A 24,627-nucleotide genomic window follows, 5' to 3' on the forward strand; every position below is an offset into this window, starting at 1 on the left:
ACGTCTTCATAATAAACATCACCAGGAACCTCTTCTAGGTATATGGTATCAGTTAGATTGGAACTTTCTTCTACCGTCTCCACAGTGGGATTTGTTTCGGCAGCATATGTATTTGTTGCAAATGGAAATAAAAATAGAGCTGCAGCAGCTAAGCCGCTTAAAAAAGATAATTTTTTCTTCATTTTCTAGATTTCTACTTACTTAGAAATCTATACACCCCCGATTAAAAAATTTGATATAGGCCTTATTAACTTAATTTAAGCACTATGTTAATAATAATAAGGTCTTTTGGCATATATGTCCAGATGAAATTACATTAATTAACCAAAATTTCCAATCTACCAACCACTTTTGTGAGATCTTTGTAGTTTGGCAGATTATCGTGGAGAATTTTGCTGGATTTTTCTATTTCCCCTATTTTTTCAAATGAAATAATTTGCAACGCAATAAGGGTAAGCTTCATATTCTTATTCTTGTTATTTTTCTTTGAATACTCGATAGCTTTGCGAAAGTCTTTCTTTAAAAAGTAAGCAAGGGAAATAAAGTCTTTAGTGGCAGGAGTGATATGAAAGTCCCGACTGTTAAAGGCTTTACCTGCATTTGTTTTATTTACTTGTGCGTTCCAGTATATTTCCTTTTTGTAATCTTCTAAAGCAGAAGATATCAGTTTATCAGCTTTAGATCTATTCTGATTCTCTATATTTTTCATAGCTGTATTCACTTTTAGGGCGATACTATCTTGATAGAGTTTTGCATTAAAATGATCAACACTTAACCCCATATTATAATAGGATAAAGCATCGTCATATAGGCCTGCCTTTTCAGATAATTTTGCTGCATGAAAAAGGACAGTTGAATTGTGCGGCTCCGTCTCTACCATTCTTTTTAAAGTATCTTTTACCTGTTGTTGGATAATAAGATCCTTGCTTGCAGTAAACTTCGTCGAGTAAATCAGACTTAAATCAGTTAGATATTTTATATTTTTTGGATCGTTAGAAACTGATTTAGTCAAATAATGCTCTTTAACACTAATTGATTTTGCCGCATTTGCTTTCTCAAACATCTGCCTGGCTGTCATAAATTTATAGGATTGAATTAAACCTATCAATAGCAACAGGGCGTATACCCCGAAAGTAATTTTAATGAAGGATTTAGAACCATAATGTTTCTTAGGGCTTTCCTTGATCGTTGTGGTGTTTGATAACCCGATTGCCAATAACCAAAAGGCAATCAACCAGACTGATCCAAATGAAAAATTAAAATCGATAAAACTATGGCTAAAAAGTATGATAAGTGCAACAATGACAGCTACAGGTAATGCAGAGTCTTTTTGAATTCGGTAAGATTTTATAAGTAAATAAAAGAAATAGAGAAAGACGAATAAAAAAATCGAAAAGCCTATCCATCCCGTATCAATGATCCACTCCATATATCCATTATGAATTTTGTTTGAGATATAGGGGGAATTTTGATACTGTTTATAAACCGCTGCCCATCCTTCGCCGCCAAATCCGAAAAAGGGGGAGGATTGACTCATACTTAAGGCGTTGTCCACGAAAAGAAAACGTTCTGTAGCTGATCCCGTTTCTAAACTGATTCCAGCAAGTCTATCCTGTAATTTATCTGGTAAACTTTTATAAATAATCCCCTCATTTTTTAAATCCAACAGTCCTACTAGGGTTATCACTAAAATAATCAGAGGCAGGATCAAGTGTCTCCGTCCTTTTGTTAAGACTTCTTTTTTGAAAAATTCATAGTTTTTTGTTAACCCTTGATTGATTAATGTACATAATGTAATAGTAATGATGATCATAAGTACAAAAATTAGTAAACCGGGGTATTTCGATTGTACCGATTCCCCAAGAAGAATAGATTGGCAAATAACTAAAGAACTAATAATTGATATGAAGCTGTATGCGACATATTTTAGTTGTTTTTGCAGTGGCAGCAGGAGGAGCCCCAAAACCCAGGCAAATGGGAAGAGGAGCATCATCCCTCTTGAATAAGATTGAATGAAGCATACCATAAATGGTACTAGTAAAAATGAGTGTAAGTATAGATATTTTCCTGCTAATTTTCCTTCAGTTAGATTGATTAATGAATAGAAAAAGAATAATGCCATCAACATTCCAAACGTATTTGGATATTGAAAGACTCCCCCAAATCGTCCCACTATTATGGCACTTGGATAATCCATCCAACCATAATAGATTAACAGCATTGAAAAGGCGAGAAATGCCCCCAGTATTGAAAATACTAGCGCAAGAAAATCTTTTATTTTGGGCTTACTTGCAGTCCATAATAAGAGGACAAAAAAGCTTGTGTATAGTATCCATCTCAGTATAGAATCCCATGTTCCTTTGGGGCTTTCCGCAAAGGGAAAGGAAAAGACATAACATAATGGCAGCAATAATACTACAAGATATCGTTTTAACAGGTATGAATCGTCTTTAATAAACAGCCTCAAAATAAAGAACAAACAACTAATAGTTAAAAGAATAATTATGGGATAGGTATTATAGCTAAAATAAAGTCCCTTTTGATAAGGTGTAATCAAAAAAATAAGGGTTAGCATGACAAAGATAAACCATTTCATTTTGTAAGCCTTCTTCCTATATAAATAGAACATTATTTCAATCTTTTAATAACATTATGAAAAAGAGTGGTAGGGCCTCCACTGCCCTCGTTTAAAATTAATTTATGATCTGGATCCACTGCATCCGGGCCTATCCAAACGGCGGCCGTATATTTCTTTGTATACCCGACAAACCAGCCATCATAGGAAGTTGTTCCTGTTTTTCCTGCAACAAACTCTCCCTCTAAATCAGCTTTATTCGCAGTACCATTGGTAACTACATTTCTCAAAAGTGCATTCATTTCATCGGCAGTATGTTTTTTTATTATTCTTTTATGCTCCACATTATTTTTATAAATAAGTTTCCCTTTGTTATCTCGTATGCTATTTATCGTATGGGCAGTTACCATATTCCCGCCATTTGGAAAAATCGTATATGCTTGCGCTAATGCCAGGGGGGAAGTTCCTTTACTGGAAAAGCCAAGCGCTAATTTATACCCATCTTTCTCATCAATATCAAATAAATCGAATTTTTTGATATAGTTTAACCCTGTATCTAGTCCAATTTTGTATAAAAGCCAGACAGTTGGAACATTGTAGGAATGCGCCACGGTATCTTGTAATGACACTTCTTTTCTGTAAAGAAAGTCAAAGTTATGTGGTTTATAACCTCCAACCCGAATGGGCACATCCTTTAGTATGCTAGTTGGCTTCCAGCCTAATTCAATGGCCGGGGCATAAACAATTAGCGGTTTAAAGGTAGATGCTGGTTGTCTTGTGATTTGGCTTGCACGATTTAGAGCATTTTTTTGATATTCCCTGCCACCCATTAAACCAAGGACTTTTCCAGTATGGTGATCAAGAATCACCATTCCACTTTCTAATTGAGGATTTTCTTGTAATGGAAAATTTTCTTTATTCTCAAACTGGGTGTAAAGGGTTTGTTGTATTTTTTTGTTTAAATTCGTGTTAATTGTGTATCCGCTTCTTATTAATTCACTCTCACTTATTTCTAATGATTTTTCTGCTTCCCAAAGGGTTTGTTCAACGTAGCTTTGTGCATACGTATGGGGGCCTTTTAGAGACTGAATGAGTGAATCCATTTCGGCTGTGCTTTGTGTATACTCCTCTTTAGATAAATACCCTTTTTTTAATAAATTCTTTAAAAAGTTTTGGCTGTCCTCTTGAATATTTCCTGTCTTCTTTTGTTCCATTTTAGCTAAGAGGTAAAACTGTTCTACCTTGCTGGTTTTATCTAAACTTTTATTTAAGTAATAGGCAGAGGCAGTGGACATCCCGACAATTCCATAATCAAAGTAGACATTGTTTACAAAAATAGTTAATAATTCATTTTGGGAATAGATAGTGCTTGTTAAAAGTCCTGTTTCTACTTGTTTTAAGTAATGATTCGGAAAAAGCATGGACGGTAAGGTTTTTATCTTTTCTTCTTTGTTAATGTAAGTTGAAATCATAGACGGGATTTCTCTGGCCGATTTTATTTCTTTCTCCGTAAAAATATTTTCTCCGCTACCATCCTTAACCATAATATGATGTTTTTGCTCGATGCTCTTTTTAATAGAAAATAATTCAATAGATACAAAAATAATGAAACAACATACAAGTACACTAATAGCAATAACGCTATATTTCTTTTTAATGGTGAACGTCTTCAAAGTAAATCTCCTAACCCTTATTGTTTTATTAGATGAATAGAAGTAAAACTATAACTATTTTACTATAAAGTGCGTAAGAAAAAACAACAATAGCGGGATTTTTGATACTTCTATAAACCTAATGATGGCTTTCTGGTAAAAGGATCTGCCTACTTTAGATGTCAATATTCGTGGATGATTCAAATAATCACTAACCAATTGAGACGTTTAAGCATATATAGTATTTAAAGGAGAGGATATGAATAAATAGTATTCAACGATTTATTCCTGCTTCTAACAAAGGGACTTGTCCGGTTATAAAAATGATCCCTAAATACATCACCATCCATGAAACAGACAACCCAGGTGCAGATGAAAACGCCCACACGACTACAAGAGAGGGGAAATGACTGTGCCGCATCATGGCACCTACAAATTGATGATCATCAAGCAATCCTTTCAATTCCGTTCGACGAAATGGCCTTTGCTGCCGGTGATGGCAGTAACGGCCGGGCAATAAGAAGTCCATTCACATTGAAATTTGAGTTAATGCTGATGGGTATTTTCAAAAGAATGTTCAGAATAAAGATGTGGTAACAAAGCAACTGATGGGGCAATTTAATATTTCAATCTCAAATGTCGTCCAGCATAATCACTGCACGGGCAAAAACTGCCCAAGAAATCTTCGAAGTGGGGAAAATGGTATAAATTAAAGGTTATTGTTGATGGATTGAATATTAGATAGGCGCCCAATTTAAGAGCAGCAGTCACAAGAAATAGCTCGTAAGGGTGAAATATTTGATGCATATGCAAATGTAAATGAGTGGCATAATGTAGGCAGACCAACTGGATTATTTGTATTAATGGACAGTGGTTATCATTGATTAGAAACTAATCAGCCCAATCCTATCTGAGAACATTAATAAGGAAAGGAGCCAAAAGGGAGTTTGTAAAAATGGTTCAACATATAGTAGGTGTGACAGCGGATGGTACATTTGGTAAGGACACAGAAGTAGCCGTAAAATCATTTCAAAAACGGCACTGGTCAAGTAATGATGGAATTGTATGACCAAATACTTGGTAGCTTAAGTTTTAGTTAAGAATACTCCTCTCCTTCACTGGAAGACCACGAAGGGGACTATACATAATTAAAAGGTTTGTGGATTTTCACAATAGAATTAGCAAGTGAAAATACGTAATAATGCTAAAAAGGGCATGGAGTTATTAATGCTTTAATTTTTTTGTAATCGTCTTAAAAGCATGATCAATCCTTGGAGGATTATACATTATAGAGAAATCAATGTTAGAGTCAAATCCAAGCTATTTTTTAGGAATATAAATCAAAACCAAAAAACTCCCCCAAATATTAATCTGGAAGGAGTTTATTTTCTTTATTTTAGTTCTAATTGTGCTTTTATATCGGTTTGAATGCGCGCCTTTTCGTCATCAGGAACGATATAATAATAAATACCGCTAATTTTTGTTCCGCTACCTTTAATACTCATTTGTTGGACATTACCAGCAGCGCTTCGGTAATTTCTTTGAATCTTATTCATTTGGTCAAAAGTAAGATTGGTTCGGACATTATTACCGAGAGCCGAAAAAATACTTTGGTATTTAGTAAGCGAAGAGAGACTAGCGCCTTCGCTCAGGATACCTTGAATAATTTCACGTTGACGTAATTGTCGACCAAAGTCACCACGGGGATCCTCATATCTCATTTGGATATAAGCTAAAGCTTTATTACCATCTAAATTGACTGGGCCTTTTGGAAAATGATAACCATCCTGAGAAAAATCTAAATCATTGTTTACAGTAATTCCACCGACAGCATCGATAATTTCTTTAAATCCATCCATGTTCACTCTTACAAAGTAATCAATCGGTATATCTAAAAAGTTCTCAACTGTTTTCATTGCCATTTCTTCATTACCATAGGCATAAGCATGATTAATTTTGTCTATTTTTCCTTTACCAATAATTTCAGTGCGAGTATCACGTGGAATGCTTATCATTTTTACTGAATTTAAATTTGGATTAACAGCCAAGACAATCATAGTATCAGACCGTCCCTTATCACCACTTCGCTGATCAACTCCCAGCATAAGAACCGAGAATGGCTGCTTACTTTCCAAGGATACTTGTTCTGTGCGTTTATCTGATTTATTTCTTTCTAAAGGTTGATGCATGGTTTCAACAGCAGTAGTCAAAGATCTATATACAGAAAAGGCGTAAGCCCCAATTCCAATTAAAAGTATTAATAAAATAATGCCTGTATTACGAAGCCATTTTCTTTTTTTCTTTTGCTTTTTTTGTTCTACCCTCATAAAGATTCCTCCTATATTTATTAGTAAAAACTATATATTAGATTAGCAGATTTTGTCGAAAGAATATACATTTATTTGAACCTGTATGAAATATTATATTGACCTATAAGGAAAAATAGAAAAATAGTCCAATACTTGGAAAGTACACCAATGTATTGATATATAGGTAAGAAATATAAAATTTCGTTGTAAAGATATGTAAATGGGAGAAATAGACTAGTTATTTTCTTTGTTTTATTGTTTAATATTAAAGGTAAACAATTTCATAAAGTGCGAAGTTTTGATTATAAGTGCCATTTATCGACAAAAACTATGATATAATATTTAATGGTATTTTTTACAGAAAATTAAAGAAAATATATTATTACCTTTCGATAAAGGTAAAAAAATACTTCATTAGTACTATACTTCTTAATTCGGGGGCGTATTTAGATTGAGCTATTCTAAAAGGGTGACAATATTAATTGTTATAGACTCACTTGTAATTTTATCTTGTGTACTTGGTAGTCATATTTTGATGCATCCCGCACTAAATCTGACTTTAGCAGATACTTTTAATATTGGAACCATTTTACTTCTAATTAGTTATCTAGTATTTGCATTTTATTATCGACTTTATAATAAGGTATGGGAGTATGCAAGTACGCACGAGTTACTTGCAGTTGTTAAGGCCGTGACACTTGCGACCCTCATACAAGGATTAGGTGAATATTTTTTTAATAACTACTTTCATTTTAGAATTCAAGTAAGTTTGTGGATGCTGCTAGTTTTATCTATTGGTGGAATTCGATTCATATGGAGAATTTATCGTGATGGCTTTTTAAGTGTTTCTAGTGACTCAAAAAAAACATTGATTATTGGTGCTGGTTCTGCCGGTGTCATGGTTGCACGCCAATTAATAAAAAGTAAAAACTCCGAACTAAAACCTATTGCTTTTATTGATGATGATTCCCAAAAATATAAGATGCAAATATTAGATATTCCAGTTGTGGGTGACTCTTCGAAGATATGCGAGGTAGTTGAAAAGTTGGAAGTTGATAATATTATTATCGCTATCCCATCATTAAGTAAAAAGAGTTTAAATCGCATTTTTGAGGAATGTTCTAAAACAAGTGCCAAAACACAGATTCTTCCGATGATTGAAGATTTAATGACTGGCAAACTTTCTGTAAATGAGTTCCGTGATGTTCAAGTGGAGGATTTATTAGGAAGAGAAACGGTAGAGTTAGATATTGAGAGTATCTCAGAGTATGTAACAGGAAAAACGGTGTTAGTTACTGGTGCAGGAGGATCAATAGGTTCTGAAATTTGCAGGCAGATTTGTAAGTTTAATCCCCAAAAAATAGTATTGGTAGGGCATGGTGAAAATAGTATTTATCAGATTGATATGGAGCTTCGTAAAAACTATGCAGACCGAATAGAAATAGTTCCAGTAATAGGAGATATCCAAGACCGGATGAGAATATTTGAAATTATGGAAGAGCATCTTCCGTTTATGGTATACCATGCTGCAGCACATAAACATGTACCATTAATGGAATATAATCCGAGAGAAGCAGTGAAAAATAATATTCTTGGAACAAAAAATGTAGCAGAAGCAGCTGAAACCTATAATGTAAATACTTTTGTATTGATATCTTCGGATAAGGCAGTGAATCCTACAAATGTGATGGGAGCTACAAAACGTTTTGCTGAACTAATTATTCAGAGTTTAGCAAAAAATAGTAATACAAAATTTGTGGCGGTTCGTTTTGGTAACGTTCTAGGCAGCCGTGGTAGCGTAATTCCACTATTTAAAAGGCAAATACAGACAGGTGGCCCCCTTACGGTTACTCACCCGGAAATGACTAGGTATTTTATGACTATACCTGAGGCTTCACGGCTCGTGATTCAAGCTGGAACACTGGCAAAAGGCGGAGAAGTATTTGTACTTGATATGGGAGAGCCAGTGAAAATTGTCGACTTAGCTAAAAACTTAATAAGGTTGTCTGGCTTTTCAGTTGAAGATATAGGGATTCAGTATAGTGGACTTCGTCCAGGGGAAAAAATGTACGAAGAGCTTTTGAATGAAAATGAAATTCATGCTGAGCATGTATTCCCGAAAATTCATATTGGGAAAACTAAAGTGATCCATGCGGAGCTATTATATCGGTTAATTAATAAGTTGTTAACAATGTCTGAGGATGAAATGTGTGAAACATTAATTGCGGTAGCAAATAATAAATATGATCGTTCACCTTTGTTATCTGTAGTAACCCAGTAAATATTTAAATGTAGTCTTAAATAGACTACAAAGTTTTGACTGACTTAGAATATTAAATACCTAAACTCAATAAAGTGAGGTTAACTAGTATGATTGGGACTAAAGCAAGAAGTATACCTTTCTCTCCGCCGGACATTACTGCATTGGAGATTGAAGAGGTTATAAAAGCTATGGAGTCTGGATGGATAACAACTGGACCCAGAACTAAAGAGTTTGAAAGAAAAATCGCTGATTATGTGGGTGTAAATAAAGCTGTTTGCCTAAATTCTGCTACAGCAGCAATGGAGCTCACTCTTCGGATTTTAGGAGTAGGTCCAGGAGATGAGGTTATAACATCAGCATATACCTATACAGCAACTGCTTCCGTAATAGAGCATGTCGGAGCAAAAATTGTACTGGTTGATACTGCACCTGATTCATTTGAGATGGATTATACTAAACTTCCTGATGCGATTACAGAGCGGACGAAGGTAATTATTCCTGTTGATCTAGGCGGAAAGATATGTAATTACGATACTATATATGAAATAGTTGAAGGTAAGAATGAGCTATTTAAAGCCAACAATGAGATCCAAAAATTGTTTAATAGAATAATAGTAATGGCAGATGCAGCCCATGCATTTGGGGCTGAAATAAATGGTTTGAAATGTGGACAAGTTGCAGATTTTACTTGTTTCTCATTCCATGCAGTAAAAAATTTGACAACAGCTGAGGGTGGTGCTGTTGTATGGGGGAGCGGCCTTGGGTTAGATGATGAGTGGCTATATAATCAATTTATGCTTTATAGTTTACATGGTCAATCTAAGGATGCTTTAGCTAAGTCTCAAAAAGGTGCATGGGAATATGACATTGTTTATCCTGCTTACAAATGCAATATGACTGATATTATGGCAGGGATTGGTTTGATTCAGATAAATAGGTATGAAAATCTTTTGAAAAGACGTAAAGAAATTATCGAAATATATGATAATGCGTTTTTGCCATTAGGTATTCAAACATTGAAGCATTATGGGGATGATTTTGCTTCTTCAGGACATCTATATTTAACAAGGATTCCTGGAATTGGAGAACCAGAAAGAAATGAAATAATTATTAAGATGGCTGAGGCTGGAATTGCTTGTAACGTTCATTATAAGCCATTACCTATGTTTACAGCTTATAAAAATTTAGGGTTTGACATAAAGAATTTTCCTAATGCATTTGATGTGTATAAAAACGAGTTAACCCTTCCTCTTCATACTTTATTGAGTGATGAAGATGTGGAGTATGTTTGCACAAGTTTTAAAATGGTAATGAAAAAGGTTCTGTAAATTTTATGGAGACTTTGGTAATACAGAAAGAGGAATAGCAGAGTGATACTAAAAAAATGGGAAAAATTACCCTATCATTTAAAAAATGATAGTGTGAAAAAATATTATGATATTTTATATAAGAAAAGATTTAGTCTTTTTGCCAAGAGAATATTTGACATCGTAGCTGCTATCCTCACCTTTATTTGTCTATCACCTGTATTCATTATTATAAGTATTGCGATAAAAATTGATTCCAAAGGTTCTGTCATGTTCCGGCAAGAACGGGTTACACAATATGGAAAATTGTTCAGAATCTATAAATTTAGAACAATGGTGAATGATGCCGATAAAATTGGTACTCAAGTAACTACTAACAATGATACAAGGATAACAAAGATTGGTAAGGTTTTAAGAAAACTAAGGCTTGATGAAATTCCGCAATTATTGAATATTATTTCAGGTGATATGAGCTTTGTTGGGACAAGGCCTGAGGTGGTAAAGTATGTTACGAGTTATACAGATGAGATGATGGCTACACTACTACTTCCAGCTGGTGTTACCTCTGAAGCTAGTATTAAATATAAAGATGAAGAACGACTTTTAAGTAATGCAAAAAATGCCGATGAGGTATATGTTAATAATGTCTTACATGAAAAAATGCGATATAACTTGAAAAGCCTAGAGAACTATAGTTTTTTTAATGATTTAAAAACGATGTTTAAGACAGTTTTTGCTGTTTTAAAAAGAGATTAGAACAATGCAATACTATTAGCGATTTGAAAATGATATGAATGAGGTAATAAATTTATGGAGGATCTAATTTCAATAATAACACCAACATATAATTGTGGTAATTTTATAGCAGAAACTATAGAGTCGGTGATTAGTCAAACGTATCAGAATTGGGAAATGATTATTGTTGATGATTGTTCCACTGATAATACAAAAGATGTTGTTAAGGAATATATTAATGAAGATAGGCGAATAAAATATCATTTGCTTCAAGAAAATTCCGGTGCTGCTGTTGCTAGAACTAAGGCGATGGAGTTGGCATCAGGCGCATATATGGCATTTTTGGATAGTGACGATTTATGGAGTAAGGATAAATTAGCGAGACAGTTATCCTTTATGAAAGAGAATAAATATGCTTTTTCTTGTACAGCATATGAACAGATTGATGAGGTTGGGAAGAAATTAAATAAAACTATTAAAACCAAAACAAAAACGAATTATAACGGTGTATTATTAAGTTGTCCTGTAGGTAATTCGACTGTTATGTATGATGTAAAAAAATTGGGTAAGTTTGTTGTTCCAAATATTAGAAAGCGTAACGACGATGCACTTTGGTTACGGATGTTGAAGAAAGAGAAGTATATCCACGGTATGTCCGATGTTTTAATGCAATATAGAATTAGAAGTAATTCAATATCTAGCAATAAAATAGACTTAATTAAGTATCACTGGTACTTATATCGAAAAATAGAAAATCTATCAGTTATACGTTCTATATTTCATTTGTCTTGTTGGGGATTTATAAAGATATTTAAAATTAAATAATTCTTATGAAAAATACATTATTTGAACAATATAAATTGAATGAAAAAAATGACGAATCCGCGCTTCCCCAAATCCATTTAAAAACAAACACTAATTAAGTGCTTGTTCATAAGTTCACAAAAAAAGAGGAAGAAGTAGAAATTCGTGAGGTGTGGAGGGATTATATGCAAATTTATAAAGTTGTTTTTTTGTTTTACTCAAGTTATTTTGTTATAAGTATGATGGGAAATATATTTATCGATTATGATAAAATCAGTTTTAGGACTATAATTATTTATTTTCTTTATATGATATTATTTACTCTATCAGCTTATTTTATGAATAAAAAAACAAAATTATCAGCTTACTTTACGAATAAGGAAAATATATTTACTGCCCTTTCTAGGAAAATTAAAATATTCAATGTAATAGGTACTTCGAAAATATTAATATCACCCAATATTGTGATTATCCCTTGGTTAATATTATTAATTATTACGATTTCGTATACTTGGGGGATTCAGATCCAAAGCTATGGTGGAATCAAATTTATTATAAAAAATGCTTATACAATTAGGGAGTCATCAATTGGCTCAAAAGCCGATATCGTAAATCCTCTTATTATGTACTTTAATAATACAGGCACTGCTTTATTAACTATAATTATGTGCATGTTCATTAAAACAAATAATAAAAAGTATTTACTTTTGTCAGGTTTAGCTTTGATATTAATTGCTTTAACTGACTTATTATCGTTTGGCAGAATAAGTTTAATTTATTCAGTGTTTATCATCGTTTCATTGTTTTTAGTTTTTAATATTCGATTGAAATTAAGTCACTTTTTAATGTTATTTTCCGTTTTTGTAATAACATTTATACCTAGATTAATTAGAGGTTCATTTGATAATTTCCAAGGAACTGTTTCTAGATATGCTCCATATTTTAATTTTCATCTTCCATCTTTTTTAAACCCTGTTATATCATATTTCATTTATTACTTTAGCTCGATTTTTGCATTAGATGATTACTTAAGTGAATATTTCGAGAATATCGGGTCAAATAATTTAACATATGGAGAAAAGATGTTTACACCCGTTTTTAATATATTCTCTAGAATATTTAATTTTAATAGAGTTAATTTAATTGAACCATCGGCCCATATACCGTTTGATTACAATATCTTTTCAATTATCAAGGATATTATTGGTGATTTTGGATTGGTTGGATTGATTATATTTCCGGTAATCTTTGGTGTTATTTTTGGTTATATTTTTAAAAAACAAACATTTTTTTACAACTGTCTAAAGGTATACTTGCTAGCTTGGTTATTTTACACACCAATATATAATGCTTTTAGTTTTGGAGCCTTTTTTATTTCGTGTGGGCTACTTTTAATTTTTAGCCTTTTATTTAAAATGAGACGTATTGATGAAAAGGGTTAGTTTTCATAATTGCTAACTTAAGGAAATATTTGTTATGTTAAAGCTGATAAAAGATTGATATTATTGTTATTTTAGGATTTAAAAGTCAATGAATATTAAAAAAATAGGATGTGATATTATGAAAATTGCTGTTGCTGGTACCGGATATGTCGGCTTAGTTACTGCTGTATGTCTCGCAGAAAAGGGCCATAACGTTACATGTGTTGATATAAATCAAGATAAAATAGATTTAATGAAGCAAGGAATTTCTCCAATTTATGAACAAGGTTTACAAGACCTAATGCTTAAGAATAAAGAAAGCCTTATTTATACATCTGACTATGTTGAAGCATATAAGAATGCAGAAGTCATCTTTATAGGTGTGGGGACACCAGAGAATAAGTCTGGCTCTGCAAACCTGGAATTTGTAAATGAAGTGGCAATACAAATTGCACATACAATTGAAGAAAATTGTGTAATAGTCGTAAAGTCTACAGTTCCCGTCGGGACAAATGATAAAATAGAGCAGTTAATTATTGAGAACTTAAAAAATGATGTGAGTATTTCTGTTGTATCTAATCCTGAATTCTTATCACAAGGAACTGCAATAAAAGATACATTATATGCAAAAAGAATGGTCTTAGGTGTCGAATCGAAACATGCAGAAATGATAATGAAAAAGGTATATGATCCTTTTAATATTCCTTATGTAGTAACGGATAGAAGAAGTGCAGAAATGATTAAATATGCTTCTAACGATTTCTTGGCATTAAAGATTTCATATATTAACGAAATAGCAAACCTATGTGAAATTGTGGATGCTAATATTGAAGATGTAGTACAGGGAATGGGCATGGATCCGCGTATAGGTGGACAGTTTTTAAATGCGGGGATAGGATACGGTGGTTCATGTTTTCCAAAGGATACTAAAGCACTTCATTGGCTTGCAAACTTTAATGATTATGAAATAAAGACAATTAAGGCAACAATTGAAGTAAATGAAAATCAAAAAATAAAATTAATTAAAAAAGCTAGAAAGTATTATGATAGTTTTAATAATCTTGAAGTTGCAATATTGGGCTTAACATTTAAACCTGGAACAGATGATTTAAGAGAAGCTCCTTCATTAGTGAACATTCCTATTTTACTTGAAGATGGAGCGAATGTTCGAGTATGGGATCCTGTAGGGGCGGATAATTTCCGAAAGAATTTCTCTACTCAAGTAAGATATTGTCAGTCTATAGAGGAAGCTATTACCAATGCAGATTTATGTTTTATTTTCACTGAATGGCCCGAAGTTAAGCAGTTTGATATAAGTAATTATTCAAAGCTAATGAACTGTCCAATCGTTATAGATGGAAGAAATTGTTATAGTTTGGAGAGCGCTGAAGAAGCCGGAATTGTTTATGATTCTATCGGCAGGAAAAAGGTAAATAATATGGAATACTCTACCGGTATGAAACTCTCAGTAATGAAATAATAAAATATTGAATTCTGGAAAATTTCATGTATCAGTAATTAGGGCATATTGTTTTAGTTATTTCTAAAGTATTAAATGCAAATAAACTTATGATGAGGGATATGTGTTGAATAATAAGGCAGTAACATTCTTGAAAAATTTTTCATATACTCTATCATCTAATTTAATATCATTGATCATTTCAACAATAGTAATACTTATTGTTCCCAAGTTATTAGGTGTAGAAGATTATGGTTATTGGCAGCTATACCTATTTTATTCTTCCTATGTTGGTTTCTTGCATTTTGGCTGGAATGATGGGATATATCTTAGATACGGTGGCAAGGAATATAATGATTTAAATAAAAATCTATTCTTTTCGCAGTTTTGGATGCTAGTGATTTTCCAGATTATAATAAGTGTTTTTGTAATTTGTCTTTCAATAACCTTTAGCACAGATACTAATAGGTCATTCATACTTATAATGACTGCACTTTGCTTATTGATAGTTAACGTTAGATTTATGTTAATTTATATCCTACAAGGTACAAATAGAATTAAAGAGTATGCACAAATAACAATGATGGAAAGGGTACTATATTGCTTATTGATTCTGTTGTTCTTATTAGTGGGTGTTAGAGAGTATAAGATACTGATAGTAGCGGATTTAGCAGGAAAGTTTATTTCTTTATTTTACTCAATATATTCTTGTAAAGATATTGTATTTAAAAAAGTAACTACGTTTTATTTTGATCTTAAAGAAACTTATGAAAATATTAGAGTTGGAATAAAACTGATGTTTTCAAATATAGCTAGCATGCTGATTATAGGGATTGTTCAATTTGGGATTGAACGCACTTGGGACGTTGCAACATTTGGAAAAGTTTCGCTGACTCTTGTAATTTCTAACCTAATGATGGTATTTATCAGTGCTGTTGGAGTAATAATGTTCCCAGTATTAAGACGGACGAATCAGGAGATGCTTCCAAACATATATAAAACGATGAGAACTACATTAATGGCTCCTTTGCTTGGGTTACTCATGGTTTACTTTCCGTTAAAAGTAATATTATCTGTTTGGTTACCTCAATATGAAGTAAGCTTAATGTATATGGCTCTCCTCTTTCCAATGTGTGTATTTGAAGGGAAAATGTCGTTATTGATCAATACCTATTTAAAAACATTGCGTAAAGAGAAATGGATGCTTACCATTAATATAGTCTCAGTCCTATTTAGTTTGGTTCTAACGGCCTTTTTCACAATTGTGTTTAAAAATCTGTCATTTGCCATTGTTTCAATTGTCATACTTTTAGCGTTTCGATGTGCAATAGCTGAAGTTTATTTATCTAAGATACTTAATATCTCTGTTCAAAAAGATATAATACTTGAGCTAGTGATGACTCTAGTATTCATTTTAACAGGTTGGTTTTTGTCGCCTGGAATTGGAATAGTTTCCTATTTATTTGGGTATTTATTATATTTATTGATTAAAAGAAAAGATATTAATACAACATTTATAAATGTGAAACAATTGGCAAGGGGTTAAGAGGGCAATAAAGGTTTTAATCTGGTGATAAAATTATATTAAATACTTTAAAAGGATTTAAATGGATGGAAAAAATAATAGAATTAATTGCACTGATAGTAAATAATATTCACGACTTTATTTTGGCTCTAACTAGTTGGTTTGGATATCAATTCTCTGATAAAGACCTTCATTTCTGGGTTATTGGAATAATAGGAATCGTTATTTTCCTATTTACACAGTTTATTTTTAAAATTATTGCAAAATGGAGTATAACTGCAATTTCATTTATATATACTTTTACAGTATTATTAGTGATAGTGTTTGCAATAGAAATTGAACAGAAAATCACTGGCAGGGGTAATATGGAGTTTAAGGACATTGTTGTAGGGCTTTACGGATTTTTATTATTTTTATTCATCTATCTTGCAATTAAATTTGCTATAACTTTTCTCTATAAAAAGACAAAAAAGAAGACCCGACCGGAAAGATGGAGTCGATAAATTCTCCTTTTCTTAATCTTTTCATGGAGGGAGTATTTATAATTTGATCTGCCACAGTCCTTCAACTGTGGCATTTTTGTTGAATGGATATGAAATTTAATTATTTTTTTACAAAGTCCATAATTATCTTTAAACAACTATGTTGCTTTCCTTTATTTTCGAAAGGTAGAAAATAAATTCCAATTTCGATTTTTATCTACAAAAATTTACAAAAAGGTGTAAAATGAGTAAGAGTTAAGATAAAAATCTGACTAAAAACACCAAACTTTAACAAAATTCTATGTTATAATAGTTTTTTTTATAATGAGGATTCCTTACTAAATTGTTAAATATATTTTTTAACACATTTAACCGTATCGTTTTTTGGTAACTTTATAATAATTCCTTTTAATTTGTGCATTATACGCTTTTTGTTTATAGTTTTTGGTTTTAAAAATATAAGTTAAGGTTGGTTCGAATAATCATGGAAGTTAAAATTTCAATTATTTTGCCAGTATATAATGGAGAAAAATTTTTACCAGATTGTATTAATAGTGTACTTAATCAAACCTATAATGATTTTGAATTAATAATAGTAAATGATGGTTCTAAAGATAAGAGCGAGTTTGTTATTGAACAAATTAAATCTTCTAAAATTAAGTATTATTATAAAGAAAATGGTGGTGTAGCTTCAGCCAGGAGTTATGGAATTAATAAAAGTAATGGTGAATTTATATGCTTCATTGATCAGGATGATATGTGGGAAAATAATTACTTGAAAAATGTTGTTCAGGGACTAGAGACATCGGACTTTGTGTATACAAATGGGCATATTATTTTAAATAAAATCGTAAATGGGAAAATCTATGATAATAAACAAACGGAAATAAATAATGAGAATAATGGTTTAAAACGACTATTAGAGCAAAACTTTATTATTTCCCCTTCCCAAATAGGCATAAGAAAATCAATTGTTGATAAAATTGGATTATTTCATGAATCTTTAAGTGGCAGCGGTGCAGATGACTGGGACTATTGGATTAGAGTGTTTACAATTGAAAATATAAGAATTAAATATATAGAGGATCCTTTAATTCGATACAGACTGCATGATAGCAATAATAGTTATAACTATGACAAAATGTATCAGTGTAAGATAGAAATCATTGAAAAACATAAGGAAATTATAATCAAAAAATACAGTATTTATTTCTATAGAAGAATTAAAGCATATAACACTTTTCTTTATAGTTATTACAATCTTAAAGATAGAAAATTTAAAAGATCATTTGAACTTTTAAAAGGTTCCATAGCAGTCAATCCGCTTATTTTAGTAGATTATTGGGTTCTTAGATTGTTTGTTAAAAAAATCATAGGGTGAGGTAAATATGAAAAATATATTAATAATAGGAGCTTCTGGATTTATTGGTAAACACCTATTACCAGTTTTATATAACTTAGGTCATAATATTACAACAATAGATAGAAGTAAGAATCATTATGATGGGTTATTGGATAATGTGAATTTTAATTATGGAAACCTTCAAGACCTAGACTTGGGCGAGTTTCTATGTGAAAAGGATATTGTTATTCTTCTCGCAGGAAAGTCTGGGGCATTAGATAGTTACACAAACTACAAGAATGACCTGGATAATAATTCGCTATTAGTACTAACCCTTTTAGATGCAATTAGAAAATTAGATAAAAAACCAACTGTCATATTTCCTAGTTCAAGATTAGTTTATGGAAAGCAACAAAACGGATGTGTTTCAGAGGATGGAGATATTTTTCCTATGAGTCCTTATGCTATTCATAAGTTATCCTGTGAACATTATTTAAAGGCGTACCACAATATGTATGATATAAATTATATTAATTTTAGAATCTCAATACCATATGGTTATGATAATGTTTTTAGAAATGGTTTTGGTATTGTTAATTCATTTATAAAAAAGGCCTTTGATAATGAAGAAATAAAGCTATTTGGTGATGGTTCACAACTTAGAGATATTATTTATATCGGAGATTTGGTAGAAATACTGATACGAACTATTGATAATGTTGAAGAGGTGTGGAATGAAACATACAACCTAGGCGGGACAGAGGTTTTAAGCCTATATGAGATTGCTAGTAAAGTTGTAAAGCTTATTGGAAGCGGAAAAATAACTTTTCAACCTTGGCCTAAGGAATACTCTTTAATAGAAACCGGGGATTTATTTTTAGATTCTCAGAAAATATATAAAAAGATTAATTACATCCCCCAATTTACGCTTGAAGAAGTTTGTTATAAACTATTGATGGAAAAAAGCAGCGAAATGGATGGAATTAATAATGTATATAAATAAACACAGAGTTATTGAAACGGTATCGAGTTTTTTACCTTATAGTGCGAATTGGTTATATGAATTATTTAATATACAACTAGATAAACCTCTTTTTATTGCAGAGTATAGGGAACAAAAAGATAACTTTAAATACGATAATTTGATTTATTTGAAAGAAAAGGGAAATAAAGATATACGGTTAATAACTGAGTTGAAATATTATTATTTATTAAATCGAAAGTTTCATAATGAAAATATTATAATTCACAGCCATTTTGGTCCAAAGGGTTACTTCGATTATTTGTTCTTTAAAAAATGGAATAAGAAATCAAAGCATATTGTAAGTTTTTATGGCTATGATTTAAGTACACTCTTAACCCAAGAAAAATGGAGAAACCGATATTTAAATTTAAGCAAGGAAATTGATCTATTTTTGGTATTAGGGAAAAGTATGAAAAATAAACTTCTGAAAATTGGAATAGCCGAAGAGAAAATAAAAATTTTTCATCTAGGAGTAGACCTAACAAAGATGCCTAGGGTTATAAGAAGTATAAATCAAGAAAAAACTGTAAAATTTATTACGGTGGGAAGGTTTACTGAAAAAAAGGCAATCCCTTTAACAATTGAAGCTTTTAAAAGATATCTAAAATTTAACCCGAATGCACAATTAATAATTGTAGGTGAGTCTGATGGCTCACTAGAGCAAGAAAATGAAAAAGCGAAAATATTAAAGGAAATAACCCCGGATATTGAAGAAAAAGTAATATTTAAGGGTATTTTAAATTATGAGCGATTAATAAATACAATGGGGGAATCTGATATACTATTGCACCCAAGTGTTACTTCTAAAGATGGTGATGAGGAAGGTACACCTCTAGTAATAATTAATGCAATGGCACTAGGTATCCCAGTTATATCAACGCTTCATAGTGATATTCCTGAAATAATTACTGATGGATACAGTGGAAAGTTAGTTGAAGAAGGTAATCTTAGTAGATTAATTGATGCTATGATTATGCTGTCATCTGATAGCAAGCTTTATACTAAGATATCTGAATCAAGTAGAATAGTAATAGAAAATCAATTTAACTTAAAGAAACAATCGGCTGCATTAGTTAATATTTATGAAGAAATTACAAAACCTTAAATTAATCTACAATTTTAAGAAGACCCTTGCGATGTAAACTGTATAAAGACATCAAAATGTCACAGTTGTGACATTTTTCATATCCAGCTATTTCTAAGTTAAGAGTTACCAGGGCATTCAATGAATCATATCCTGTTCGCAATTTTAATTGAGGGTGTCCCAAAAGTAACTAGGGGGCACCCCTTTTTTTTGAATGAAAAGAGGAAAATCATTTCTTTTCTTCCTTAATCATAAAATGTTTTTTCCAGCAAATCATATTATTTGATAATATGTTCGTAGACCGAAATTATGGAGGTTATTTATTTGTTAGAAAAGCAGAATAGGATTTTTGGTCTAGATTTAGCCAGGAGCATAGCAATAATTTTTGTGGTAATTGCTCATGGATTAGACATTTTTATCTCACCAATCCTACAGGAATCGAATATCGGTGGAGAGGTTGAGAGAATTTTTAATTACCCATTAGGATTTATTGGGGTAGAAATTTTCTTTATTCTAAGCGGCTTTTTAATCGGTAACATTATTATTAGAGAAATTGTGGAGAATGGAAGTGTAGGAAGTTTAGTTAATTTTTATATTCGTAGATGGTTTAGAACATTGCCATTATATTATTTAGTAGTAATAGCACTAATTATATATCCAACAAGAGAAGGTTTCTCGTGGGCAAATTTATACTTTTTCCAAAACCATTCTTCGAAAGATCTTGCCTTTAATCCTGTATCTTGGTCTTTGTCCGTAGAAGAATGGTTTTACCTAACAATCCCATTAATTATGCTTTGTTTTTTCAAAATTAAAAAGGTAAACAGGCAAAAAGCATTCCTAATAATCTGCTTCTCGATCATTGTAGCATCATTATTTGGTCGGATTGCTTCAGTAGTGCTTTTCAATCCTACGTTTGATTTTGGGACACGAAAACAAATATTTTTTAGATTAGATAGCATAACTGTTGGTGTAATTTTAGCGGGGATAAAGTTCTATTATAGGGATATCTATAATTATCTGATAGCAAAACGCAAAGTAGTATTTATGGTCGCTTTAACCGGATTATTGTTGTGCGAACTATGGTTCGTTGCAAATAGCAGTGAAGCCCTCGATGCTTCATTTTTCAGTAGAACATTTTTCTTTAACTTGATTTCATTGTTTTGTGCAGCACTTGTCCTGTCATTAGAGACGGTAAGACTAAATACATTGCGGATTTTAGTTAAACCAATTACTTTCATAAGCGTCATTAGCTACGGTCTTTATTTGCTTCACTTCCATGTTTACTTGATTTTTAAAGACGCATTTAAACTGAATAATATTGCAACTGGTACTGCAGTCTTCTTATTGGCGACTGCGTTTACAATTGTTATAGCATATTTTATTTACAGGTACTATGAATTGCCTATGATGAAACTTAGGGATAAATTTAACTTATTAAAAAGAGAGAGTAAACAAAATGAAATTAAAAAGGTAAGCTAGGTTAAACAGAGTCGTTTCGACTTTTTCTTCTACATTTGGAAAAACCAAACCAAAAATTTGTCGAAATTAAATTGTCTAATAAATAATTGTTTGATATTATTAATCTGTATTGTTACTAAACTATTGTAGAGAGGTGAACGTCATAAAAAGCAAAGTAACAAAATATATACTACTTGCTTCCTTTTTTATTATTTTAATAATGTTTAATAATAGTAAGGTTTTTGCAAACAATGGAATCCTGATTCCTAAAGGATATATTGATACTCCATCAAATGGTGTTGCAATTAAAGGGGAAATGGTTGTAAGTGGCTGGTTCTTAGATGCTAGCGGCGTATCTAAGATTGAAGTATTAATTGATGGGAAAAGCAAGGGTGAAGCCCAATATGGAGATACTCGTAACGATGTAGCTAAAGCTTATCCGGAATATCAAAATACAAACTCGGGATACAAATTTACCCTAAATACTAAGGACCTAACCAACGGTCAGCACACCCTAACAGTTAGAGAGACCGGAAATAATGGAGCTGAAAATCTCGAAAGTGTAATGGTGAATGTTCAAAATCCACCGGTAAAGGGATATATTGATACTCCTACGAATGGTTCTATGATTAAAGGTGAAATGGAAGTAAGCGGTTGGTATTTAGATACTAGTGGAGTATCCAAGATTGAAGTATTAGTAGATGGGAAAAGCTTGGGGCAAGCACAGTATGGTGATCCTCGTAGCGATGTAGCTAAAGCATATCCAGAATATCAAAATACAAACTCAGGCTATAAATATACCCTAAATACAAGAAAACTAAACAATGGTCAGCACACTTTAACAGTTAGAGAGACCGGAAAGAACGGAGCAACGAATCTCAAAAGTGTAATGGTGAATGTTCAGAATCCACCAGCAAAAGGGTATATTGATTCTCCGAAGAATAGTTCCACGATTAAAGGCGAAATGGAAGTGCGCGGCTGGTTCTTAGATGTTAGCGGTGTATCTAAAATTGAAGTATTGATCGATGGGACAAGTATAGGTGAAGCGAAATATGGCGAACCACGTAACGATGTAGCCAAAGTTTATCCAGAATATCAAAATGCAAATTCAGGCTATAATTTTACCCTAAATACAAAAAATCTAACCAACGGGCAACATACTTTAACGGTTAGAGAGACCGGGATTAACGGTACCACAAATCTCCAAAGCATTACGGTGAATGTTCAAAATCCACCAGCTAAAGGATACATTGATACTCCAAAGAATGGTTCCACGATTAAAGGTGAAATAGATGTAAACGGCTGGTTTTTAGATGCTAGCGGTGTATCCAAGATTGAAGTATTGGTCGATGGGGAAAGCATGGGGGAAGCAAAGTACGGAGATGCTCGTAACGATGTAGCCAAAGTTTATCCAGAATATCAAAATACAAACTCAGGCTATAAGTTTACCCTAAATACAAAGAATCTTATTAACGGACAGCACACTCTAACAGTTAAAGAGACAGGAAATAATGGAGTTATGAATCTTGAAAGTGTAGTGGTGAATGTTCAAAATCCACCAGCTAAGGGGTATATTGATACTCCAAAGGTTGGTTCTGCGATTAAAGGAGAAATAGAGGTAAGTGGTTGGTACCTAGATTTAAGTGGTGTATCCAAGATTGAAGTATTGGTAGACGGAAAGAATATGGGTGTAGCTAAGTATGGGGATACTCGTACCGATGTAGCCAATGTTTATCCGGAATATCAAAATGCAAACTCGGGATATAAGTTTAACCTAAATACAAAGATGCTAACCAATGGTCAACACACTCTAACAGTAAGAGAGACTGGAAATAACGGTGCTACAAATCTCGAAAGCATAAAGGTGAATGTTCAAAATCCACCAGCAAAGGGATTTATCGATACTCCTAAGGATGGTTCTTCAAGTAAAGGTGAAATAGAAGTTAGTGGCTGGTTCTTAGATGTAACCGATGTATCAAAGATAGAAGTATTTGTAGATGGAAAGAGCATGGGGGTAGCCCAATATGGAGGGCTTCGAACCGATGTAGCGAATGTATATCCAGAATACCAAAATACTAACTCAGGATACAAGCTTACCTTTAATAGTCTACAGTTTGCTGAAGGCCAGCATACATTAGCAGTAAAAGAAACTGGAGGCAATGGAACTACTTCTACAGTCAATAGCATCATATATATCTATAATGGTAATCCCTACCTTCAAATTGATTTAAGGAAACCAGCAAATATCACAGCAAACGATATCATTAATTTCTTTAATCAAAAACGTCCGGATAGTCCTTTAAAAAATTATGCGCAAAGTTTTATTGATGCTCAGAATAAATATGGTGTTAACGCACAGTATCTCGTTGCACATGCTATATGGGAAACAGGATGGGGAGGTTCTAATCTAAAGACCTATAAAAATAATTTATATGGATATAGTGCCTACGACTCCTGTCCATTCACATGTGGATATTATTTCCCTACGGGTGGAGATAGTATAAACTTTGAGGCATTTATTGTAAGAAGAGATTACCTGGATGGAAATGGAATCTATTTTAATGGCTCAACATTGACAGGCATGAATGTAAGATATGCCACCGATCCCAATTGGGCAAATGGTATTGCAAATTTGATGCAGTCAATAAAACCATTTAATGCCGGTAGTTACTTCCAATCAGATATTTTACCTACATCATCTGTATCTGCACCAGTATTTGGAAGAAATATACCTTTAGGTCAACCATATCCCACTAGTATTATTATAAACTACAGAGAAGCAACTTATGCTAGAGTAATATCGGATGGTTTAGCATTTAGATCAATTCCGTATGTTTTAACTTCAACATTTTTGAAAGCTTTAGATTCAGGAACAACTGTAAGGGTTTTAGGATACAACACTGATGTCAGAGAGGATTCGACATACCCATACGATAATCGTTGGTATAGAGTCTTGGTTAATGGCCTGGAAGGTTGGGTGTATGGCGGAGGAATCCAATTTTAAATTAATTAAAATTGATTCTTTGACCATAATCGGAAATTCTTGATAAAAAGGATAACTCACTTAGTGGGTTATCCTTTTGTATGTCAGGTAGAAAGAATCGGAAAAGTTACCTATAAAAAGAGGGTATAAGGTGAAGAAGGTTTAAATGATTATATTCCGTTTACTGGACATAAGCCTTCATAT

General features: G+C 32.4%; 19 protein-coding genes. 15 read left to right on the top strand and 4 right to left on the bottom strand.

The genetic code is table 11. The annotated features are described in order from the left end of the window. The 3 genes from BABA_RS01505 to BABA_RS01515 all read right to left on the bottom strand — a co-directional run. Positions 1-182, bottom strand: a 182-nt coding sequence (locus BABA_RS01505) for a hypothetical protein (protein ID WP_040344881.1), incomplete at its 3' end; no start/stop codon positions are given. A gap of 134 nt (positions 183-316) precedes the next feature. Then, positions 317-2,596: an O-antigen ligase family protein gene (locus BABA_RS01510; RefSeq protein ID WP_007083350.1), complete on the bottom strand. Its 2,280-nt coding sequence runs from the start codon at positions 2,594-2,596 to the stop codon at positions 317-319. 32 nt (positions 2,597-2,628) lie between these two features. Next, the gene (locus BABA_RS01515) at positions 2,629-4,248 is read right to left on the bottom strand and encodes a transglycosylase domain-containing protein (RefSeq protein WP_007083351.1); all 1,620 of its coding nucleotides are present in this window, start codon (positions 4,246-4,248) and stop codon (positions 2,629-2,631) included. A 345-nt stretch (positions 4,249-4,593) separates the two neighbouring features. On the opposite strand from BABA_RS01515, the gene BABA_RS27475 reads away from it, so the two are divergent. Together BABA_RS27475 and BABA_RS26295 are read left to right on the top strand one after the other, a co-directional pair. Then, positions 4,594-4,824, top strand: coding sequence for a hypothetical protein (locus BABA_RS27475; protein ID WP_211214149.1), 231 nt, complete (start codon positions 4,594-4,596; stop codon positions 4,822-4,824). A gap of 358 nt (positions 4,825-5,182) precedes the next feature. Continuing rightward, positions 5,183-5,296, top strand: coding sequence for a peptidoglycan-binding domain-containing protein (locus tag BABA_RS26295; RefSeq protein ID WP_007083353.1), 114 nt, complete (start codon positions 5,183-5,185; stop codon positions 5,294-5,296). A 322-nt stretch (positions 5,297-5,618) separates the two neighbouring features. Here BABA_RS26295 and tagU read toward each other — a convergent pair whose 3' ends face one another. Then, positions 5,619-6,554 carry a polyisoprenyl-teichoic acid--peptidoglycan teichoic acid transferase TagU gene (gene tagU / locus BABA_RS01525; protein WP_007083354.1) on the bottom strand — a complete coding sequence of 312 codons (936 nt, stop codon included), beginning with the start codon at positions 6,552-6,554 and terminating at the stop codon, positions 5,619-5,621. A 433-nt stretch (positions 6,555-6,987) separates the two neighbouring features. On the opposite strand from tagU, the gene BABA_RS01530 reads away from it, so the two are divergent. From BABA_RS01530 to BABA_RS01590, 13 genes are all read left to right on the top strand, one after another. After that, positions 6,988-8,817 (top strand): polysaccharide biosynthesis protein, encoded by a 1,830-nt coding sequence (locus BABA_RS01530; protein WP_040344883.1) that lies wholly within the window; start codon positions 6,988-6,990, stop codon positions 8,815-8,817. An 89-nt stretch (positions 8,818-8,906) separates the two neighbouring features. Beyond that, positions 8,907-10,127 (top strand): DegT/DnrJ/EryC1/StrS family aminotransferase, encoded by a 1,221-nt coding sequence (locus BABA_RS01535; protein ID WP_007083356.1) that lies wholly within the window; start codon positions 8,907-8,909, stop codon positions 10,125-10,127. A 42-nt stretch (positions 10,128-10,169) separates the two neighbouring features. Continuing rightward, entirely contained in the window at positions 10,170-10,862 is a 693-nt protein-coding gene (locus BABA_RS01540; protein ID WP_007083357.1) for a sugar transferase, read from the top strand. Positions 10,863-10,916: 54 nt separating this feature from the next. Further along, positions 10,917-11,666: a glycosyltransferase family 2 protein gene (locus BABA_RS01545; RefSeq protein ID WP_007083358.1), complete on the top strand. Its 750-nt coding sequence runs from the start codon at positions 10,917-10,919 to the stop codon at positions 11,664-11,666. 164 nt (positions 11,667-11,830) lie between these two features. Continuing rightward, positions 11,831-13,087 (top strand): O-antigen polymerase, encoded by a 1,257-nt coding sequence (locus BABA_RS01550; RefSeq protein WP_007083359.1) that lies wholly within the window; start codon positions 11,831-11,833, stop codon positions 13,085-13,087. A 118-nt stretch (positions 13,088-13,205) separates the two neighbouring features. Next, positions 13,206-14,546, top strand: coding sequence for a UDP-glucose dehydrogenase family protein (locus BABA_RS01555; RefSeq protein WP_040344884.1), 1,341 nt, complete (start codon positions 13,206-13,208; stop codon positions 14,544-14,546). Positions 14,547-14,652: 106 nt separating this feature from the next. Next, entirely contained in the window at positions 14,653-16,071 is a 1,419-nt protein-coding gene (locus BABA_RS01560; protein WP_007083361.1) for a lipopolysaccharide biosynthesis protein, read from the top strand. Between the two features lie 65 nt (positions 16,072-16,136). Next, positions 16,137-16,553, top strand: coding sequence for a hypothetical protein (locus tag BABA_RS01565; RefSeq protein WP_007083362.1), 417 nt, complete (start codon positions 16,137-16,139; stop codon positions 16,551-16,553). A 463-nt stretch (positions 16,554-17,016) separates the two neighbouring features. Then, positions 17,017-17,913: a glycosyltransferase family 2 protein gene (locus BABA_RS01570; RefSeq protein ID WP_007083363.1), complete on the top strand. Its 897-nt coding sequence runs from the start codon at positions 17,017-17,019 to the stop codon at positions 17,911-17,913. A 7-nt stretch (positions 17,914-17,920) separates the two neighbouring features. After that, positions 17,921-18,877: an NAD-dependent epimerase/dehydratase family protein gene (locus tag BABA_RS01575; RefSeq protein ID WP_007083364.1), complete on the top strand. Its 957-nt coding sequence runs from the start codon at positions 17,921-17,923 to the stop codon at positions 18,875-18,877. Beyond that, positions 18,852-20,003: a glycosyltransferase gene (locus tag BABA_RS01580; RefSeq protein ID WP_083865232.1), complete on the top strand. Its 1,152-nt coding sequence runs from the start codon at positions 18,852-18,854 to the stop codon at positions 20,001-20,003. Before BABA_RS01575 ends, BABA_RS01580 begins: the two co-directional genes overlap by 26 nt. Positions 20,004-20,306: 303 nt before the next feature. Beyond that, positions 20,307-21,461, top strand: coding sequence for an acyltransferase family protein (locus BABA_RS01585; RefSeq protein ID WP_007083366.1), 1,155 nt, complete (start codon positions 20,307-20,309; stop codon positions 21,459-21,461). 133 nt (positions 21,462-21,594) lie between these two features. Beyond that, positions 21,595-24,444, top strand: coding sequence for an Ig-like domain-containing protein (locus BABA_RS01590; RefSeq protein ID WP_007083367.1), 2,850 nt, complete (start codon positions 21,595-21,597; stop codon positions 24,442-24,444). Positions 24,445-24,627 lie beyond the last annotated feature (183 nt).

It is taken from the genome of Neobacillus bataviensis LMG 21833 (assembly GCF_000307875.1).
In the GTDB taxonomy this organism is placed as follows: domain Bacteria; phylum Bacillota; class Bacilli; order Bacillales; family Cytobacillaceae; genus Neobacillus; species Neobacillus bataviensis.

Bases quoted from the DNA above. Each gene is read 5' to 3' on its own strand.
- BABA_RS01510 (WP_007083350.1), bottom strand. From the start codon at position 2,596: ATGAAATGGTTTATCTTTGTCATGCTAACCCTTATTTTTTTGATTACA.
- BABA_RS26295 (WP_007083353.1), top strand. From the start codon at position 5,183: ATGGTTCAACATATAGTAGGTGTGACAGCGGATGGTACATTTGGTAAG.
- tagU (WP_007083354.1), bottom strand. From the start codon at position 6,554: ATGAGGGTAGAACAAAAAAAGCAAAAGAAAAAAAGAAAATGGCTTCGT.
- BABA_RS01535 (WP_007083356.1), top strand. From the start codon at position 8,907: ATGATTGGGACTAAAGCAAGAAGTATACCTTTCTCTCCGCCGGACATT.
- BABA_RS01545 (WP_007083358.1), top strand. From the start codon at position 10,917: ATGGAGGATCTAATTTCAATAATAACACCAACATATAATTGTGGTAAT.
- BABA_RS01550 (WP_007083359.1), top strand. From the start codon at position 11,831: ATGCAAATTTATAAAGTTGTTTTTTTGTTTTACTCAAGTTATTTTGTT.
- BABA_RS01555 (WP_040344884.1), top strand. From the start codon at position 13,206: ATGAAAATTGCTGTTGCTGGTACCGGATATGTCGGCTTAGTTACTGCT.
- BABA_RS01565 (WP_007083362.1), top strand. From the start codon at position 16,137: ATGGAAAAAATAATAGAATTAATTGCACTGATAGTAAATAATATTCAC.
- BABA_RS01570 (WP_007083363.1), top strand. From the start codon at position 17,017: ATGGAAGTTAAAATTTCAATTATTTTGCCAGTATATAATGGAGAAAAA.
- BABA_RS01575 (WP_007083364.1), top strand. From the start codon at position 17,921: ATGAAAAATATATTAATAATAGGAGCTTCTGGATTTATTGGTAAACAC.
- BABA_RS01580 (WP_083865232.1), top strand. From the start codon at position 18,852: ATGGAATTAATAATGTATATAAATAAACACAGAGTTATTGAAACGGTA.